Source organism: uncultured Brevundimonas sp. (assembly GCF_963975535.1).
Classification (GTDB): Bacteria; Pseudomonadota; Alphaproteobacteria; order Caulobacterales; family Caulobacteraceae; genus Brevundimonas.
Window position 1 is genome coordinate 56,823 of the sequence record NZ_CAXBHE010000011.1, and the last position, 18,625, is coordinate 75,447.

Consider the following 18,625-nt stretch of genomic DNA (forward strand, 5'->3'; position numbering starts at 1 on the left):
GGGGTTCACATGCGCGGTATCGGCGCCACCATCACCATGGTCGTTCTGCTGGCGATCGCTCTCGGCATCGCCCTCGTCGGCATGCCCACCTACAACGTCTATTCCAAGCAGATGAAGGGCAAGGCCGCCTATGAAGAGGCCGTCCAGAACCGTCGCATCCGCGTGCTGGAAGCCCAGGCCGCGCTCGATTCGGCCGAGCTGACCGCCCGGGCCGAGATCGCTCGTGCCCGTGGCACCAATGAGGCCAACCGCATCATGGCCGAAAGCCTCGGCGGCCCCGACAACTACCTGCGCTGGGCCTATATCAACATGCTGCAGGAAACCGCCGGCAAGGGCGACCGCTCGGTCATCTACCTGCCGACCGAAGCCGGCATGCCCATCCTCGAAGCCGGCCGCCGCCCGGCGCAGTAGGATCTGAGTTCCCGCCCGTCACCGGCCGCAGGGCCGGGCGGGGGGGCATTGTCCCGGGCGTTCGCACGTCCCGGGCCAGCCCCGCCCGCTCCAGCAGCCGGATCAGGCCGTAGCCCCAGTCGCTCTGGCCGGGATACAGGCCGATCCGGGCCGAGCCGGGCCAGGCATGATGGTTGTTGTGCCAGGCCTCGCCCATGGTCGGGATGGCGGCCCAGGGCACGTCGTGGGCCTGAACGCCCGCGCCCTCGACCCGCCACGACTGCGGCCCCCGGCGATGGGCCAGATGGCCGACGAACCAGTGGCCGGTGACCGAGGCCGTGATCCGGGCACAGACGCCCCAGACCACGAAGCCCCAGCCGCCCAGCAGATACAGACCGACCGCGATCGGCAGCTGCTGCAACATCCAGGTCCGCTCCAGAAAACGATAGAAGCGATCCCGTCCGACCCGGCCCAGATCGAAGGCCGGCGGATGGTCGAGCTCCAGCCGGGCGTGCATCTGCCAGATTGCATCGACCGGCATCGACCGCCGGTGGGCCAGATAATCGTGGCAGTCGCTCTGGCGCTGGGCCCAGTCGCGCAGATCATGGGTGCGGATCATCCAGAACGGCCCGCTCATGCCCACGGCGGTCCCGACCCAGACCAGCCCGTGCTCCAGCCATAGCGGACAACGGAAACTGCCGTGGATCAGCAGCCGGTGAAAGCCGACCGAATGCCCCAGCAGCAACCCCGCCCCGGTGGTCAGGGCGAACACCGCCAGCGCTCCGGGACTGATGGTCAGCGGTCCCAGCACCAGGGTGGCCAGCAGCATGGAGCCGTTCCACAGCGAATGCACAGGATCCCAGACCACCCGACCCGCGACCGGACTGCATCCGGGTGTCTCGACCAGGCTGTTCACGGCACAGGGGTCTGGATCATCGCTCATCGGTCCGTCCCGCCGCGCTGATAGGCCATCCACCATAGACCCCAGCCAGCGACGGCCCCGGCCAACGCACCGGCTCCTCCCGCAATCCAGTGAGGGATCGCAAGAAGCCAGATCAGGCCCACCAGTCCTGCCCCTCCGGCCACGGCGACCGGCCAGCCCCGCAGTCCGAGAGCATGAAGGCCCGCCCAGATCGGGAAACCGACGATCACGCCTCCGATAACCCAGACGGCAAAGGCCCATGGAAATAAGATCAGGGCCGGACCCAAGAGCTGTATTTGCATCGTCGCAACAATGAGGAACAGGAACAGGAATACAGTCGCGCTTGAGCCAAACAGGCTCAGGCCCAGTAACCCCCAGGCCATCACGCCCCCGGTCAGGCGGGTCTTCGCCGCTCTTTGTTTCATATCCAGCCTCCTAGGTAATTAGTTCTTGACTTAAATACCTAATCGAAGAGGCTGGCAAGCCCTTAGCAAATCGCTTAAATACATCCCCATGCAACGTGTGTTTGAAGCCCTGTCGTCCGGCGTCCGGCGCAAGATCCTCGCCTATCTGGCCCATGCTGACCTGACCGCCGGAGAGATCTCGGCCCGGTTCGACATGTCCAAACCGGCCGTGTCCCAGCATCTGTCGGTGCTGGAGAACGCCGGCCTCGTGCGCAGCGAAAAGCGTGGCCAGTTTGTCCACTACAGCCTCGTGCCCGACCATCTGGCCAACACCCTGAACGCCTATGCCCAGGAGGTCTGCCCGGTCTCGAAGCCGATCAAGGCTGAAAGCGCGGCCCTGGCGAAGGGCAAGAAAGCCAAGGGCTGATTCCCGCCGGTTCCTGGCGACCGTTGCCGGTTCAATCGGCTGCGGGGCAGTCCAGCGGTTCCCGGTAGGAGACGGCAGAGGGATCGAGCCTGCGGGCCGTGGTCATCTCCGCCTCGGCTTCGTCGCAGCGTCCGATCGATGCCAGCGCCGTGGCATAGCTGTGGTGGAAGGTCGCTTCGTTCGGCTCCTGCTCGACCGCGCGCTGACAAAAGCCGATCGCCTCCGGGCCCCGGTCCGCAAGCGTCAGATAGTAGCATTGGTTGTTCAACAGGCCCGGATGGTCCGGGCTTCCGGCCATGGCCTGGGCGTTGTGATCCAGCGCCCCGGCAATATCACCAAGGTTTTTCAGCACGGAAGCCCGCTGGGAATGCGCGACCCAGTCGGTCACGGGCAGGCGCTGGAACGCCGCCAGGGCCGGTTCGAAGGCCGGGTCGTTGCCTGCCTTCAGCAAGGGCAGGATCAACGTCAGGATCAGGCTGCGGGGCTCGTCGCCCACGGAATACAGGCCCCGGGTTTCGGGCGGGAGGGTCGGGTCCTCCGACAACAGCCTCCACGCCATCCGGGCGTCGTCCAGCGCCTCCTTGTCCCGACCGACATGGCGATAGGCATCGCCCCGAAACGCGTGGAAATGCGCATCGGAGGACACGGTCTGGCCTGGCATCCGCGCCGCGTCATACAGGCGAACGGCCTCGGCAAAATTTCGCGCCAGATAGGCCTGGGTGCCGAGGTTGATCATGGCCCAGCTGTGAGCCGGGCTGCCCGGGGCGGTGGCGTCGGCGCAGGCCTGGTAGTTGCTGGTCCGGCAGGCCGGTGGTGGCTGAACCTCCTTGGCCTGTGGAGTCGGGGCGGCGGCCAGGGTCAGGGCCAGACTGAGAAAAAACATCATATCCGCACCAGTTTCAGGTCCTGATAGTCGTACGAGAAATCGATATCCGGCGAGACGCCCTTGACCGTGGCCCGCACCGGGTGGCCGTCCTCCAGTTCGAAGGTGATGAAGGCGTCCTCCTCGCGGGTGTCGGGGAAGCGGGTGCGCATCGTGTCGCCGTCATAGGGTTCCAGCGGGCCCTGCAGGGCCGGGTTGTGGGTGAAGCTCAGCCACAGTTGCAGGTCGTGGGCCTCGATGGTGACATCCCCGTACCAGGGATCGCGCCACGTCCCGGCATAGGCTGACAGCGGCAGGGACGGCGGGGCCCCGGCGGCCTGTTTGGCGTCGATCTCGACCGCGGCGGCCAGGGATTTGGCGATGCCCTCATCGTTGCGCGTCACCGAGTCGGCGACCCAGTCGAAATCGGTCTTGGCCATGCAGATGTCGGTGATGCCCGAGCGCAGGGCCCGCAGCAGATGGCTCTCCTCGGCATTGGAGAAGACCGAGAAGCCGACGTTGCGGCCGGGAATCAGCATCGTCGCCGAGATGCCGCCGGGTGATCCGCCACCATGGCTGACCAGCCGTTCGCCGCGATAGTCCTGCACCGACCAGCCCATCGCATAGGTGGCGGCGATGGCGCGGCCGGGCAGGGCCGCGGTCGGCCCTTCGGACGAGTTGACGATGACGTTGGGCCGCCACATCTCCTTCGCCGTCGCCTCCGAGAACAGCCGGCTGCCGTCGGGCAGAGCCCCCATGGCCAGCCGCACCGCGATCCATTTCGACCAGTCGGCGGCGCTGGCGCAGAGGCCGCCCGCCGCCGCCGCCGAATCCCAGTTCCAGATGGCGGCGATCGAATCGGCGATCGGCCGCATCGGCCCCTGGTAGCGCAGCGGCGGCCCGGTGCGGGCGTGCGGCAGGGCCGATTTTTCCGAGTCGGCCAGGCTGGCCATCGGCACCGTATCGCCCATGCCGACCCGGTCGAGGATGCGCGTCTGCACGAAATCCTCCCAGCGCTGGCCCGAGGCCGCGGCCAGCACCTCGCCGGCGACCACGAACATCAGGTTGCAATAGTGATAGCCGGCGCGGAAGCCATGTTCGATCGGCACGAACGGCACCCGGGCCATCACCGCCTCGCGGCTCCGGTCGCTGTTGGGCCAGAACAGCAGGTCCCCGGCCCCCAGGCCGAACCCGGCCCGGTGGCTCAGGGTGTCGCGCACCGTGATCCGCTCGCCGATCACCGGGTCCGACAGCGTAAAGCCGGGCAGATAGGTGCGCACCGGCTCGTCCCATTTCACCCTGCCCGCATCGACCATCATGGCCAGGCCGGCGGCGGTGACGTTCTTGGAGTTGGAGGCGATAGCGAACAGGGTGTGGTCATCGACGCGCCGCGCCTCGCCCATTTTGCGCACCCCATAGCCGCGCGTCAGGATGGCCGCCCCGTCCTTGACCAGGGCCACCGCCAGGCCCGGCTGGTCGGGAAAGGCCGCCAGGCAGCGCGTCACATAGGCATCGACCGCCGTGGCCAGATCGGCATGATCATTGGCCGCCGCCTGCGCCCAGGCCGACAGCGGGGCGAGGGCGACGGCCCCGGAGGCGGCCCCGGTGGCGAGGGCGGCGCGGCGGGTCAGGCGGATCGACATGGGCAGGCTCCGGAACGAACGGGGCGCGAACGCTAGCCCGCGCCAGCGACCGATGCCAGACGCACAGACCGACTTCCCCATCCCCCTTGTGTGTCTCGCTGGCCACACCCACCTTTGCCTCAGATCAAGGCGTCGCTTGTCGCAAGGGCGCAACTGGTCGACCATCCGCCGCTTCAGGGGACACGCATGAATCTCGACCTCTATTCCGACCGCGCCAAACAGGCGATCCAGTCCGCCCAGTCGCTGGCCCTGGCCCGCCGCCACCAGCAGTTCGCGCCCGAGCATCTGCTCAAGGTGCTGCTGGAAGAGCGCGACGGTCTGGCCCGCAACCTGATCACCGCCGCCGGCGGCGATGCGGCGAAAGCCGAGACCGCGACCGAGACCGCCCTGAAGAAGCGCGCCCAGGTCAGTGGCGGCTCGGGCCAGCTCTATCTGGACGGTGACACCGCCCGCGTCTTCGCCACGGCGGAAGAGGCGTCCAAGACGGCCGGCGACGCCTTCGTCACCACCGAACGCCTGCTGGCCGCCCTGGCCCGCGAGGGCGGGGTCGCGGCCGAGGTGCTCAAGGCCGTCGGTGTCACCGCCAAGGCCCTGGATGCGGCCGTGATCGACCTGCGCAAGGGCAAGACCGCCGACTCCGCCGGGGCCGAGGACGCCTATGACGCGCTGAAACGCTATGCCCGCGACCTGACCCTGGCCGCCCGCGACGGCAAGATCGACCCGGTCATCGGCCGCGACGAGGAGATCCGCCGCACCATCCAGGTGCTGGCCCGGCGCACCAAGAACAACCCCGTCCTGATCGGTGAACCCGGCGTCGGCAAGACCGCCATCGTCGAGGGCCTGGCCGTGCGCATCGTCAACGGCGACGTGCCCGAGAGCCTCAAGGACAAGACCGTGATGGCCCTCGACATGGGCTCGCTGATCGCCGGGGCCAAATACCGCGGCGAGTTCGAGGAACGGCTCAAGGCCGTGCTCGGCGAGGTCACCGCCGCCGAGGGCCAGATCATCCTGTTCATCGACGAGATGCACACCCTGGTCGGGGCCGGCAAGGGCGACGGGGCCATGGATGCCTCCAACCTGCTCAAGCCCGCGCTTGCCCGCGGCGAGCTGCACTGCGTCGGGGCCACCACCCTCGATGAATATCGCAAACACGTCGAGAAGGACGCCGCCCTGGCGCGGCGCTTCCAGCCGGTGTTCATCGAGGAGCCCAGTGTCGAGGACACCGTCTCCATCCTGCGCGGCATCAAGGAGAAGTATGAGGTCCACCACGGGGTGCGCATCTCCGACTCCGCCATCGTCGCCGCCGCGACCCTGTCGCATCGCTACATCACCGACCGCTTCCTGCCGGACAAGGCCATCGACCTGATCGACGAGGCCGGCAGCCGCGTGCGCATGGCCGTCGACTCCAAGCCCGAAAGCCTCGACGAGATCGACCGCCGTCTGGTCCAGCTCAAGATCGAGCGCGAGGCCCTGAAGAAGGAGACCGACAAGGCCTCGCAGGACCGGCTCGAAAAACTGGAGGTCGAAATCGCCGACCTCGACGCCGAGTCCGGGGACCTGACCGCCCGCTGGAAGGCCGAGAAGGAAAAGGTCGGGGCCGGGGCCCAGCTGCGCGAGACGCTGGACCGGCTGCGCGCCGAACTGGCCGCGGCCCAGCGCGCCGGCGACCTCGGCCGCGCCTCCGAGATCGCCTACGGCCAGATCCCCGGCATCGAGAAACAGCTGGTCGAGGCCGAGGAAAACGAGACCGACAAGGGCGGCCCCCTGACGCCCGAGGTGGTCGACGCCGAACAGATCGCCCAGGTCGTCAGCCGCTGGACCGGCGTGCCCGTTGACAAGATGCTCGAGGGCGAGCGCGAGAAGCTGCTGAAGATGGAGGACGCCCTCGGTCAACGCGTGGTCGGCCAGGACGAGGCCCTGACCGCCGTGTCCGATGCCGTGCGTCGCGCCCGCGCCGGCCTCAACGATCCCAACCGCCCGCTCGGCTCCTTCCTGTTCCTCGGCCCGACCGGCGTCGGCAAGACCGAACTGACCAAGGCCCTGGCCGAATTCCTGTTCGACGACGAGGCCGCCATCACCCGGATGGACATGTCCGAATATATGGAAAAACACAGCGTCAGCCGCCTGATCGGCGCCCCTCCGGGCTATGTCGGCTATGACGAGGGCGGGGCCTTGACCGAGGCCGTCCGCCGCCGCCCCTATCAGGTCGTGCTGTTCGACGAGGTCGAAAAGGCCCACCCCGATGTGTTCAACGTCCTGCTCCAGGTACTGGACGACGGCCGCTTGACCGACGGCCAGGGAAGGGTCATCGACTTCAAGAACACCCTGATCATCATGACCTCAAACCTCGGCTCCGAGTTCCTGTCGCAACAGGCCGAGGGCGAGGACGTCGACGCCGTCCGCCCCATGGTCATGGAGTCGGTGCGCGCCCATTTCCGCCCCGAATTCCTCAACCGCATCGACGAGATCATCCTGTTCAGCCGCCTCGGCCGCGAACAGATGGCCGGCATCGTCCGCATCCAGCTGGCGCGTTTCGAGAAACTGCTGGCCGACCGCCGCCTGACCCTGGCGCTGGACGACCCCGCCCTCGCCTGGATCGCCGACCGCGGCTACGACCCGGTCTACGGCGCGCGCCCGCTGAAACGGGTGATCCAGAAGGACCTGGTCGACCCGATCGCAAGGAAGCTGCTGGCGGGGGAGATCGAGGACGGGTCGGTGATCGGGGTCACCGCCGGGGCCGACGGGCTCGAGATCGGGAAGGTGCGGGTGCATTAGGATGGCAATAAAGCTTCACGCCTTCGTTGCTAGTGGGCCGCAGAAAGGCACCTTGCTTTACCCTCATCGACATATGGACGGTGCCTTCGTCGTTTCGGTGACGCGGTTCAAGCGCGATTACCAACGCGAGCCGAATGAGGCACTGCTGCTTGGCTGGCTTGAGAAGGGCTACAAGTTGCGCATGTCGAACCCGCATGAAGGGGCCGCTCAACCCCGCCTAATTTCGCCTCCCTCGATCTTCCGACCCGTTCTGCCGTAATGAGAACGAGCTGGAAACCGGACGGTGCGGGTGCATTGACGCTCGGTCTACGCCTTGACGCAGTTCACTAGGAACCGCTGAAGTGTATCCCAAACGCTACAAAGATGCTGTCTCGATGGGGATAGATCGGCGCTGTGGATGTATTTGTTCATAGAAGATGCAGATAGAACTTCCTCGTTTCTCTGAAATTTTCTGAGTATTTCTTCGTATTCATGGTCAATGAGGCCCTGGGATTTCTGATCGGTGATTGCTGCTCGCATCTTTTCTGACCATGACGCGTTGGAATGTTTCGTATCTCCAACGGCGTTAAGGTAATAAGTGGCGCTAAATTCAATAAGAACTCGAAATAGTACTGAAATAGCGTTTGGTTGCTTGTCTAAATACAATCGGAATTGAAGCTCGTCCCATATTGCTCGCACCCTTGTAAGCTCCGGCTTTTTGGGGATGCCAAAGTTCACGTCGTGAGGGATTAGGTTTTTTCGCTTGGCCGGTCCCGGCTTCGGTTCGGGATCGCTAGTCTCATCGTCGGTTTCTTGCTCCCCACCGCCTTCGCTCGGTGCCTCCGGTTGCTCGTCTTCGCCTTCGTCCTCGTCCCCTTCGCCCTCTAGCCACTCAGACAGAGGGATCGGAGTGCGAAGTACGAATTTTATAGCAGGCAGCATCCCCTCAAGTTCGAGCTCGTTGAGATAGTTTCCTTTAGTCTCAGCATCCCAGACGTCGGCGAGTACTTTCTCGCCAAGACTCATGTCTTCGTAGATGCGAGTAATAGCCTTCAGAACTGCCGCAGGTTCGTGGGAGAAAAACAGCTCGTCCTTTTTCAGTTTTAGGCCGACTCGATTTCGTTGAGCTTCGCCTGAGAGAAGACGATTCACATTTGAGATGGGCACCTGCCAAACTGGACGCGGGTAGCCCTGCTTTTGGAGGGCGGCGTGAAGTTCCCTCGCTATATTTATGGACCGGCCTCGGCCCGTTCGTTCGATAAAGTTGTGCTTGGCTGTCGGATCCCACTGACTCTGTCCAACTCCGTTTTGGGAACCAGTGTGGCGGCGATAAAGTAGCTCGTCGATTACGTCGCCGTCAGTTTCAAGACGGCATTCAACTTCCCTAGGTATCTCGGGGTTGGCATCCGCTAAGTCGCTATAGAATTTTGTCCATTCTGGGGTGGAGGCCCTTCCTGGATTGTCGAGCAACTTAAGGGATGCGATACGGCGGTTACCGTCATAAACGACCAGCCCTTCCGCTTCTTCGCGGATAAGTGGCGGTTCATATATTTTCTTGGTAGCAGCAATATCCGCAGCTAGACGACGCATATGGTCGCCTTTGTTTTCAAGTAGCCATTTGAGAGCGGCCTCTTCAGATGGCAGTGGTCCGTGGCGGTCATTGTCCCGGTTAACTAGCAGATCATCGATCTGCTTGACGACGTAGCTCATCTTGCGCCCCTCCCAAGGCGCTGCAATGCTCGCTCAAGTTTGGATGTTGAGCAAGTCTCGCGTTATGCGGTCATGTATCGACCCTCGCGGCATCACCTTCATCGCCCCATCTTGCAAGATCGCTAAGTGTGCGCTTGCCATCACCTCCGCCTGCCCACCCCCGCACCGCCTCTTCCGCCACCCGGTCCGTCCACGCCGTCTTGCACGTCGCATAGGCCGCGCTGTCGTCCGGATGTCGGGCCGCGCAGCGCGCCTTCTCGCGCGCATAGGCGGCGGCCGTGGCGGGCTCGGCGCGCAGCCGGTCGCGGAAGGCCAGATGCCAGGCGATCATCGGGTCCCCGGCCGCATGGACATGCAGATGCACGGCCCGGGCTCCGGTGTCCGGATCGTCCCGCGTGAAATAACGCCGCCCGGTCACGCCGTTCTCGCTGCGCCAGCGATAGCCCAGCCCCGCCAGCGCCGACCGCGCCGCCGTGATCCTCGCCAGCGACCCGGCCGCGCCCAGCAGATCGATGACCGGCTTGGCGCCGAGGCCCGGCACGGCGGTCGAGCCGATGTGGTGCAGGGCGCGGAACACCCCGGGCGCGGCGGCCTGCAGCTCCGCGATCAGGGCCGCCGCCCGGACGCTCCACTGCGGGTCATGGGGCGCGAGCGCGACGGGTCTGGGCATGCGCCATGATCCGGAGCGGGGCGGGCGCGGTCAAGGCGATCCGGTGGATCAACGCCCGTCGTCCAGGGGTTGGGTTCTAGGCCTTCCGCTTGTCCGACGCCGCCTTCGCGCCGATCTTGATTGTCTGTCCCGACCGCCGCGTTGGGGACGGCTCCAGCCCCTGGCGCAGCATCCGGTTGATGCGCGACTGCCAGCCCTTGCCGCCGGCCTTGAAGGCCGCGACCACGTCCTGATCGAGGCGGATATAGACCGGCACCTTGGTCGGGGCCTTCTGCGCCCCCCGGGTCTTGGGAAAGGCCGCCTGTTCCGCCTCGGACAGGCTGGTCGCGTCCCCGGCGCGGGCGAAGTCCTCGTCGGTCCATTCCGGGTTCGGCCTGTTATCGGACATAGCGGTCGATCTCCTTCTGATGGGCCCGGCGCAGGCTGATGGCCCGGACCTGCCCGTCCCGCAGCGTGTAGGCGAGGCTGAAAAACACCCCGTCGATCACGCCGAACGCCCGTTTGCGGACCTCGCCATAGTCGCGGCGGTCGTCCTCGACCACGGCCAGAACCTCAAGCTCGCCCGCGAGGGCCAGGGACACGCCGTGCTTGGCGATGTTCGCTGCGTCCTTGGCGGGGTCAAACGCGATGGCCACGCGCTATTTGTATATACATTTTAGCCCGCAAATCAACCGGCCCGCTTCAAGATCGCCGTCAGACTGCCGTCGCTTTCCAGCATCACCAGCTCGGCCTCGATCATGTCACGGCCGCCGGCGGCGCGGATGGCGCTCAGCACCTCGTTGTCGGTGATCCGTTCGCGCCGCAGCGCCGCCTCGACCGGCACTCCGTCGCGCACCAGCACCGTCGGCTCGGCCCGCACCCCGCGCCGGATCCAGCCCCAGCGGATCGACGACCAGGTGACCAGATACTGCAGGCCGATCAGACTGGCGAAGGCCACCAGACCCTCGGCCAGGGCCACGTCCCTGTTCAGCAGGGTCGTGGCCAGGATCGAGCCCAGCGCCACCGTCACCACCAGGTCAAAGGCGTTCAGCTTGGACAGGGTGCGCTTGCCCGACAGCCGCAGGAACAGCACCAGCCCGACATAGACCAGAACCGACACCAGCGCCGTCCGCCCCAGCCCCGGCCAGCCCTGAAACAATATGCCGTCCATCGCCTCACCCTCCTGTGCTTCCCACAGCGAACGGGCGGGGCCAGGGAGGGTTCATCCATAGCCCCTCTCCCGGGGGAGAGGGGTTGGGGTGTGGGCGTACGGTGGTGCCCGCGTCGCACCGTAACCCCTCACCCTTTCGCCTGACCGGTCGCTGCGCTCCCGGAGGCTCAAGCCCTCTCCCGCCGGGAGAGGGACGCGATGCGAGGTGTTTGCCAACAATCCCCCTATCGGCGCTACCCAAAGCCGAGCACCATCAATCCACTAGCTAAATCAGACCCGCAATCTTCCCGCCCCCCTTCCCACCAGCCGCATAATCCCCCGGTCCCGTCGCAAGGAAGGGCCGCCTGGCCTGCGACCTGGCGTGCGGCGGGAGTGGGGGAGCGGGGTCAGGGTCGGGTGAGGATAGCCCGGCCGGTCCGGGGACCGTGGCACAGGCACGGCCCGCCCGCGGCGATCGTCACGGCTAGGCGGTAAGACCGTCGCCAACCGCGAGCTCGCCGAAAACCCCCACGCGGAGCGTCAGCCTTCGTCGAAACGGTAATATCAAAGCACACCGGGCGAAGGCCCGGCGCTCCGCCGCCCTTCCACACCGTCGCCGGTCCGGCGCGGCCCATGGCCATGCGTGGCCGGGCCATGTCCGCACCCTCAGGGAGTGTTGTCCTGTCCGGTACCAAATGCCTGAAAATTCGCCCGCGCCGACCCACGGCCGAAGACGAGGCCGAATGCGAACGGCTGCGCGCGGACATCCTGCGTCGCATCCTCGAGATGAACCGCGAGGCCGAGGAGGCCCGCATCGGCGGCCCGGTGCCCCCCGACTGGGATGGAACGGTCGGGCGCGATGACCCGGACTCCCGGTCCTGACCGGCCCGCCCGGACCGTGACGGGCCTCAGTGCGCGCCGGCACCCTTGGGCAGGTGCTGTTTCTCGTGCTTGCCGACGCGGGTCACCAGGGTCTGGCTGGCGGCGTTCATGCCGGTCAGCACCACCTCGGCCCCCTGGCGGCGATAGCGGAACACCACCTTGTCGACGGCGGCGGCCCCGGTCAGGTCCCACAGATGGGCGTCGGTCATGTCGATCTCGACCCGGGTCGGATGGCCGTGGTGCTCGAAGGCGGCGGCGAACACATCGGCCGAGGCAAAGAACAGCTGGCCGCTGACCTGATAGCGCAGCTCGCCCTCGGGCGACTCGACCTCGGTCACCACCACCGTCTTGCCGACCTTGCGCATGAAGAAGATGGCCGAGAGGACCACGCCCAGCACCACCCCCTTGGACAGGTCGTGGGTGGCGACCACGGTGCCGGTGGTGGCCAGCATCACGATCGACGACTGCATCGGCGTCTCGCGCAGCTTCAGCATCGAGCCCCAGTCGAAGGTGCCGACCGAGACCATGATCATCACCGCCACCAGCGCCGCCATCGGAATCACCGCGACCCAGTCCTGCAGCACCAGGATCAGGAACAGCAGGAAGACTCCGGCCCACAGGGTCGACAGCCGCCCGCGCGCGCCGCTGGTCACATTGATGATCGACTGGCCGATCATGGCGCAGCCGGCCATGCCGCCGAACAGCGGCGACAGGATGTTGGCGATGCCCTGGCCGCGCGTCTCGCGGTCCTTGTCCGACGGGGTGTCGGTGATGTCGTCGATCAGATTGGCGGTCAGCAGGCTTTCCAGCAGGCCGACGAAGGCCAGGGTCGCGGCCACCGGGGCGATGATGGCGAAGGTCTCCCAGGTCAGCGGCACAGCGGGAAGGTGGAACACCGGCAGGGTCGAGGGCATGGCCCCCATGTCGCCGACGGTACGCACGTCCAGCCCCATCCACACGGCGAAGCCGCTCAGCACCACGATGGCCACCAGCGGCGACGGCACCGCCCGGGTGATCCGCGGCAGGCCGTAGATGATGACCAGACCGGCGGCGACCATGGCGAAGGTCTGCCAATTGGCCCCGATCAGCTCGGGCATCTGGGCCAGGAAGATCAGGATCGCCAGCGAGTTGACGAAGCCGGTCATCACCGATTTCGAGACGAATTTGATATACCGCCCCAGCCGCAGCAGGCCGACGGCGACCTGGAAGATGCCGGTCAGGATCGAGGCGGCGAACAGATATTCCAGCCCGTGGTCACGCACCAGGGTGACCATCAGCAGGGCCATGGCCCCGGTGGCGGCGCTGATCATGGCCGGACGGCCGCCGACGAAGGCGATGGTCACGGCGATGACGAAACTGGCGTACAGGCCGACCGCCGGATCGACGCCGGCGATGATCGAGAAGGCGATCGCCTCGGGGATCAGGGCCAGGGCCACGACCGTACCCGCCAGCAGATCCTTGCGGGGATTGGCCAGCCATTGCTGGCGCGCATTGGCGATGAGGGTCATGGCGTCAGGGTCCGTCGCAGGATCGGCCGGGCGCGTCAGGCGCGCGATGTCCGGGTTCGTTCAATTTCCCGGGGGATCGGCGCCCGGGCTAGCCACCCGGGCGGGGCCGGGTCCGTGGTGTCGGCAGCCCTTGCGATATTGCAGTGCAAAAAGCAAGAAGCCGCCGCCCCCGGACGGGGGACGGCGACATCCTCGGCCCGCCGGATCGCGCCGGAGTCAGCGGTCGATTCGGGTGGCCGGGGCGTTGATGATGCAGGCGAACTCGGTGCCGGGGTGGCCGGTATTGGCCCCGGTCGAGGTCAGCACGCCGCCGCGCTCGCGGCAGCTCTGTTCGAGGGCGTTCAGCTCGCGCCGGTATTGCGAGTCATTGACCGCGCCGGAGGCGCAGGCACCGAGGGTGAGCACGGCGATCAGGGCAAGGGCGGTACGCATGGGCCAGTCTCCTTCCAGTTCAGGGGGTCAGTCGGTCTTGGCGGCGGCGGCGATCAGGGCGTCGTCGATCTCCCGGGCCCGGACCGCCGCCGGCCGGGTCGAGAGACGGTCGGCATAGGCCTTGAAGGCCGGCCGTTCGGGCAGGGTCTTGAACATCAGACCCCAGATGATCTGGCTGCCGACATAGACGTCGGCGGCGCTGAACCGCTCGCCGAGGATGTAGGGACCCGGCACCAGGGCCGTCTCCAGCGTGTCGACGGCGTCCTCGAACCGGCCGTAGCCGGCCTGCATCGCCTTGTCCGCCGGGGCCAGCAGGCCCAGCGACCTGGCGGTGATCGCGGCCTCCAGCGGCCCGGCGGCGAAGAACAGCCAGCGCAGCCAGGGACCGCGCGCCGGATCGTCAGACGCCGGGGCCAGACCGGCCTCCGGAAAGGCATCGGCCAGCCAGGCGCAGATGGCCGCGCATTCGGTGACCACCACGCCGCGGTACGCCACCGCCGGGACCTTGCCCATCGGATTGATGGCCAGATAGGCCGGGGCCTTCATCGTCGTGCCGTACTCCAGCAGCTCGGTGCGATACGGCCGGCCCAGCTCCTCCAGCATCCAGCGCACGATGCGCCCGCGCGACATGGGATTGGTATAGAAGACGATTTCGTCGCTCATGGTCGCGGGACTCCGGTCTGCAGGCCCCAATCTAGACCCGGACGCCGCAATCAACCAGCGGTCTCACGCGGCGGTGACTATCGCCCGGCGTGGGCGGGCGGTAAGTCAGGGTCATGACCGCATCGCCCCGCCTGCGCCGCCTGATCGACCTGCCCGGGATCGCCGATCTCGAATACCAGGCCCTGCTCAAGCGGGACTGGGCCGAACCCGGGGCCCGCGCCGAATTTCCCGAGATCGACGCCTGCTCCCGCGCCGTGTTCGGCCTGACCGCCGACGAGGCCGAGGCCATCGCCCGCCCCGCCGGCTGGGACGGCATCGACCAGATGGCCCAGGCCCGCCAGGTCGAGGCCTTCGAGGCCGCGGGCTGGGACGTCACCGACAACCGCCGCAAGCCGCTGCGCATGCTCGACCATTTCAGCACCCAGCTGTGGCTGGCCCTTCGCGGCGTCGCCGGCGAGCTGCCGTTCCAGCCCGACGAGGAACAGCCCGACGCCTGGGGCTCATCCCTGGCGGGCGACGCGGCCCGGTTCCGCAAGCGGTGAGCCGTCCGATGGGCACCGACGACCGGCAACCGGGCTGGCGCTTCTGGATCGACCGCGGCGGCACCTTCACCGACATCGTGGCCCAGGCCCCGGACGGCCGCATCCAGACCGGAAAACTGCTGTCCGAGAATCCCGAACACTATGCCGACGCCGCCGTCGAGGGGGTGCGCCGGCTGCTGGGGGCCGGTCCCGGCCCCCTGCCGCCGGGTCGGGTCGAGACCGTCCGCATGGGCACGACCGTGGCCACCAACGCCCTGCTGGAACGCAAGGGTGAACCGACCCTGCTGGCCATCACCCGCGGCTTCGGCGACGCCCTGACCATCGGCTGGCAGAGCCGCCCCGACATCTTCGCCCGCCACATCAGGCTGCACCGCCAGCTCTACGACCGCGTGATCGAGATCGACGCCCGCGTCGGCGTCGACGGCACCGTGCTGCAACCGCTCGACGAGGATCGCGCCCGCGCCGGTTTCGCCGCCGCCCACGCCGTGGGCCTGCGGTCGGTGGCCATCGTCCTGCTGCACGGCTGGCGCTGGACCGCCGACGAGATCCGCCTGGCCGAAATCGCCCGCGAAACCGGCTTCACCCAGGTCTCGGTCAGCCACGAGATCGGGGCCCTGATCAAGCTGGTCGGTCGCGGCGACACCACGGTGGCCGACGCCTATCTGTCGCCGGTGCTGCGCGCCTATGTCGACCGGGTCGGGGCTGAACTGGGCGAGGACACGCCGCTGCTGTTCATGCAGTCCAACGGCGGCCTGACCGGGGCTCGCGCCTTCCGCGGCAAGGACGCCATCCTGTCCGGCCCCGCCGGGGGTGTGGTCGGCATGGCCGAGACCGCCGCGGCCGCCGGCTTCGACCGGGTCATCGGCTTCGACATGGGCGGCACCTCGACCGACGTCTCCCACTACTCCGGTGCATTCGAACGCACCTCCGACAGCGTCGTCGCCGGGGTGCGGCTGCGCGCACCGATGCTGGCCGTGCATACGGTGGCGGCGGGCGGCGGCTCGATCTGCCGCTTCGACGGGGCGCGGCTGCGGGTCGGTCCGGAATCGGCCGGGGCCGTGCCGGGTCCGGCCGCCTACCGCCGCGGCGGCCCGCTGACCGTGACCGACTGCAACGTCATGCTGGGCAAGCTGCGTCCGGAATTCTTCCCGCCGGTGTTCGGACCGGCGGCCGACCAGCCGCTGGACGCCGACGCCGTGCGTGACGGGTTCGAGGCCCTGGCGGCCGAGGTCCTGGCCGCCACCGGCCGGGCCATGAGCCCGGCCGAACTGGCCGAGGGCTTCCTCGCCATCGCCGTCCAGGACATGGCCGAGGCGATCAAGGCCATTTCGATCCAGCGCGGCCACGACGTCAGCGGCTATGTGCTGAACAGCTTCGGCGGGGCCGGGGGGCAGCATGCCTGCATGGTCGCCGACGCCCTGGGCATGACGCGGGTCATGCTCCATCCGCTGGCCGGGGTCCTGTCGGCCTATGGCATGGGTCTGGCGGCGGTGCGCACCATCCGCGAGGAGACGGTCGCCGTGCCGCTGGACACCGGCCAGATCGCGGCCCTGGACCAGCGGGCCGCGGCGCTGGGCGCGGTCGCCCATGCCGAACTGGTCGCCCAGGACATCGCCTTTGAGTCGGTCGAGACCCTGGTCCGGGCGCGGATCAAGTACGACGGCACCGACACGCCCCTGACCGTGGCCTTCGACACGGTCGCGGCGATGCGCGAGGCTTTCGAATCCCTGCACCGTCGACGCTTCGGCTTCGTCGCCGCCGACAAGATCCTGATCGTCGAGAGCCTCGAGGCCGAGGCCACCGGCCGGTCCGGATCGACCGGTCCCGGCCCGGTCGCACCGGTCGCCGCGACCCTGCCGCCGGCGATCCCCGCCGCCCGCATCCGCATGGCCGGCGCGGATCAGACCGCAACCATCGTCCGGCGTGAGGGTCTGGCCGTCGGGTCGGTGATCGACGGCCCGGCCATCGTGCTGGAACAGACCGGCACCACCGTGATCGAACCGGGCTGGCGCGGGGTCACCGACGCCGCCCTGAACCTGATCCTCGAGCGGGTCGTGCCGCTGGCGCAACGCCGCGCGATCGGCACCGCGGCCGATCCGATCCTGCTGGAGGTGTTCAACAGCCGCTTCATGGCCGTGGCCGAACAGATGGGCGAGGCCCTGCGCGCCACCGCCTATTCGGTCAACATCAAGGAGCGGCTCGACTTCTCCTGCGCCGTCTTCGATCGTGACGGGGCCCTGATCGCCAACGCCCCGCATATTCCGGTGCATCTGGGCTCGATGGGCGAGAGCATCGCCGCCGTGGTCCGCGCCCGTGGCGACGGCCGCGACGGTCGCGGCCTGCGCGATGGCGACGTCTATATGCTGAACGCCCCGTGGAACGGCGGCACGCACCTGCCGGACATCACCGTCATCATGCCGGTGTTTCTGGACGGTGAGTCCGGCCCGGCCTTCTTCGTCGCGGCCCGGGGTCATCACGCTGACGTCGGCGGCATCACCCCGGGCTCCATGCCGCCGGGCAGCCGCACGGTCGAGGAGGAGGGGGTCCTGATCGATGACTTCCTGCTGATCGACGAAGGGCGACTGTGCGAGGCCGAGACCCGCGCCCTGCTCGGCTCCGGCCGCTGGCCCGCCCGCAACATCGACCAGAACCTGGCGGACCTGAAGGCCCAGGTCGCCGCCTGTGCCCGCGGCGCGCAGGAACTGGAGTCCATGGTCACCAGCTTCGGCCGCGCCGCCGTCGACGCCTATATGGGCCACGTCCAGGACAATGCCGAAGAGGCGGTGCGCCAGGTTCTGGCTGTGCTGAAGCCCGGCAGTTTCGCCCTGGAGATGGACGACGGCGCGATCATCCGGGTGCGGATCGACGTCGATCCGGACGCACGCCGGGCCACGATCGACTTCACCGGCACCAGTGCCCAGCGCGACAATAATTTCAACGCGCCGCTGTCGATAACCCGGGCCGCGGTCCTCTACGTGTTCCGCACCCTGGTCGATGACGCCATTCCACTGAATGCCGGCTGCATGAAGCCGCTGACCCTGATCGTGCCCGAAGGCTCGATGCTGAGCCCGCGCTATCCGGCGGCGGTGGTGGCCGGCAATGTCGAGACCAGCCAGGCGGTGGTCGACGCCCTGTACGGGGCGCTCGGCGTGCTGGCGGCCAGCCAGGGGACGATGAACAATTTCACCTTCGGCGACGAGACCCGTCAGTATTACGAGACCATCGCCGGGGGCTCGGGCGCGGGACCGGACTTCGACGGGGCGGATGCGGTCCAGACCCATATGACCAACAGCCGGCTGACCGATCCCGAGGTGCTGGAATCGCGCTTCCCGGTGCGACTCGACGCATTCGCCATCCGGCGGGGATCGGGTGGGCCCGGGGCCCATCACGGCGGCAACGGAGTCGTCCGGCGGGTGCGCTTCCTCGAGCCGATGACCGCCGCCATCCTGTCGAACCGTCGTCGTGTCCCGCCCTTCGGCGTCGCCGGCGGCCGGCCCGGCGCGACCGGGCGCAACAGCGTCGAACGCGCCGATGGCACCCATGAGGCCCTGGGCTCGACCGCCGAGGTGTCGATGCAGCCGGGCGACGTCTTCGTCATCGAAACCCCGGGCGGGGGCGGATTCGGGGTTCCGCCCAAAGCGTAGAGGCAGCGGGACACGGGGGCTTTCATCGTGCCCGGTTCCACGT

Annotated in this window: 18 protein-coding genes and 1 other annotated feature; of the genes, 6 read left to right on the forward strand and 12 right to left on the reverse strand. The window is 67.6% G+C overall.

Going from position 1 to position 18,625, the window contains the following annotated elements; genetic code table 11:
* The first annotated feature begins 9 nt into the window (after positions 1–9).
* Entirely contained in the window at positions 10–411 is a 402-nt protein-coding gene (locus AACZ75_RS13830) for a hypothetical protein (protein ID WP_339873645.1), read from the forward strand.
* On the opposite strand, the gene AACZ75_RS13835 is transcribed toward AACZ75_RS13830, so the two are convergent.
* Complete coding sequence (locus AACZ75_RS13835; RefSeq protein ID WP_339873646.1) at positions 347–1,333, reverse strand: acyl-CoA desaturase; 987 nt, start codon at positions 1,331–1,333, stop codon at positions 347–349. The two genes, AACZ75_RS13830 and AACZ75_RS13835, sit on opposite strands and share 65 nt — an antisense overlap.
* Positions 1,330–1,737, reverse strand: a complete 408-nt coding sequence (locus tag AACZ75_RS13840) for a hypothetical protein (protein ID WP_339873648.1) — start codon at positions 1,735–1,737, stop codon at positions 1,330–1,332. The genes AACZ75_RS13835 and AACZ75_RS13840 overlap by 4 nt, the downstream gene beginning before the upstream one ends.
* Before the next feature lie 88 nt (positions 1,738–1,825).
* Between AACZ75_RS13840 and AACZ75_RS13845 the strand changes: the two genes are divergently transcribed.
* Entirely contained in the window at positions 1,826–2,143 is a 318-nt protein-coding gene (locus AACZ75_RS13845; protein WP_339873650.1) for a metalloregulator ArsR/SmtB family transcription factor, read from the forward strand.
* A 31-nt stretch (positions 2,144–2,174) separates the two neighbouring features.
* On the opposite strand, the gene AACZ75_RS13850 is transcribed toward AACZ75_RS13845, so the two are convergent.
* The gene (locus AACZ75_RS13850; protein ID WP_339873652.1) at positions 2,175–3,026 is read right to left on the reverse strand and encodes a hypothetical protein; all 852 of its coding nucleotides are present in this window, start codon (positions 3,024–3,026) and stop codon (positions 2,175–2,177) included.
* The gene (locus AACZ75_RS13855) at positions 3,026–4,648 is read right to left on the reverse strand and encodes a serine hydrolase (RefSeq protein ID WP_339873654.1); all 1,623 of its coding nucleotides are present in this window, start codon (positions 4,646–4,648) and stop codon (positions 3,026–3,028) included. The genes AACZ75_RS13850 and AACZ75_RS13855 overlap by 1 nt, the downstream gene beginning before the upstream one ends.
* 186 nt (positions 4,649–4,834) lie before the next feature.
* On the opposite strand from AACZ75_RS13855, the gene clpB reads away from it, so the two are divergent.
* Positions 4,835–7,423: an ATP-dependent chaperone ClpB gene (clpB, locus tag AACZ75_RS13860; protein WP_339873655.1), complete on the forward strand. Its 2,589-nt coding sequence runs from the start codon at positions 4,835–4,837 to the stop codon at positions 7,421–7,423.
* A gap of 306 nt (positions 7,424–7,729) precedes the next feature.
* Here the strand turns inward: clpB and AACZ75_RS13865 are convergent, their stop codons facing one another.
* The 5 genes from AACZ75_RS13865 to AACZ75_RS13885 form a co-directional block, all read right to left on the reverse strand.
* Positions 7,730–9,112 carry a hypothetical protein gene (locus AACZ75_RS13865; RefSeq protein WP_339873657.1) on the reverse strand — a complete coding sequence of 461 codons (1,383 nt, stop codon included), beginning with the start codon at positions 9,110–9,112 and terminating at the stop codon, positions 7,730–7,732.
* A gap of 70 nt (positions 9,113–9,182) precedes the next feature.
* Positions 9,183–9,782: a GrpB family protein gene (locus AACZ75_RS13870; RefSeq protein WP_339873659.1), complete on the reverse strand. Its 600-nt coding sequence runs from the start codon at positions 9,780–9,782 to the stop codon at positions 9,183–9,185.
* 76 nt (positions 9,783–9,858) lie between these two features.
* Positions 9,859–10,170 carry a BrnA antitoxin family protein gene (locus tag AACZ75_RS13875; RefSeq protein ID WP_339873661.1) on the reverse strand — a complete coding sequence of 104 codons (312 nt, stop codon included), beginning with the start codon at positions 10,168–10,170 and terminating at the stop codon, positions 9,859–9,861.
* Complete coding sequence (locus AACZ75_RS13880) at positions 10,160–10,417, reverse strand: BrnT family toxin (RefSeq protein WP_339873663.1); 258 nt, start codon at positions 10,415–10,417, stop codon at positions 10,160–10,162. Before AACZ75_RS13880 ends, AACZ75_RS13875 begins: the two co-directional genes overlap by 11 nt.
* Positions 10,418–10,449: 32 nt before the next feature.
* Positions 10,450–10,932, reverse strand: a complete 483-nt coding sequence (locus AACZ75_RS13885) for a YetF domain-containing protein (protein WP_339873665.1) — start codon at positions 10,930–10,932, stop codon at positions 10,450–10,452.
* A gap of 633 nt (positions 10,933–11,565) precedes the next feature.
* Here AACZ75_RS13885 and AACZ75_RS13890 point away from each other — a divergent pair.
* Positions 11,566–11,793: a hypothetical protein gene (locus tag AACZ75_RS13890; protein ID WP_339873667.1), complete on the forward strand. Its 228-nt coding sequence runs from the start codon at positions 11,566–11,568 to the stop codon at positions 11,791–11,793.
* A 26-nt stretch (positions 11,794–11,819) separates the two neighbouring features.
* On the opposite strand, the gene AACZ75_RS13895 is transcribed toward AACZ75_RS13890, so the two are convergent.
* The 3 genes from AACZ75_RS13895 to AACZ75_RS13905 form a co-directional block, all read right to left on the reverse strand.
* Positions 11,820–13,301: a SulP family inorganic anion transporter gene (locus tag AACZ75_RS13895; RefSeq protein ID WP_339873669.1), complete on the reverse strand. Its 1,482-nt coding sequence runs from the start codon at positions 13,299–13,301 to the stop codon at positions 11,820–11,822.
* A gap of 62 nt (positions 13,302–13,363) precedes the next feature.
* Positions 13,364–13,418 (reverse strand) — a sequence feature (sul1 is cis-regulatory element that is thought to sense ions involved in sulfur or methionine metabolism; They are found in Alphaproteobacteria).
* A 99-nt stretch (positions 13,419–13,517) separates the two neighbouring features.
* Positions 13,518–13,733: a hypothetical protein gene (locus AACZ75_RS13900; protein ID WP_339873671.1), complete on the reverse strand. Its 216-nt coding sequence runs from the start codon at positions 13,731–13,733 to the stop codon at positions 13,518–13,520.
* 27 nt (positions 13,734–13,760) lie between these two features.
* Positions 13,761–14,396 (reverse strand): glutathione S-transferase family protein, encoded by a 636-nt coding sequence (locus AACZ75_RS13905; protein ID WP_339873673.1) that lies wholly within the window; start codon positions 14,394–14,396, stop codon positions 13,761–13,763.
* Between the two features lie 113 nt (positions 14,397–14,509).
* On the opposite strand from AACZ75_RS13905, the gene AACZ75_RS13910 reads away from it, so the two are divergent.
* Entirely contained in the window at positions 14,510–14,938 is a 429-nt protein-coding gene (locus tag AACZ75_RS13910) for a hypothetical protein (RefSeq protein ID WP_339873675.1), read from the forward strand.
* Between the two features lie 8 nt (positions 14,939–14,946).
* Entirely contained in the window at positions 14,947–18,582 is a 3,636-nt protein-coding gene (locus AACZ75_RS13915) for a hydantoinase B/oxoprolinase family protein (RefSeq protein ID WP_339873677.1), read from the forward strand.
* Positions 18,583–18,625 lie beyond the last annotated feature (43 nt).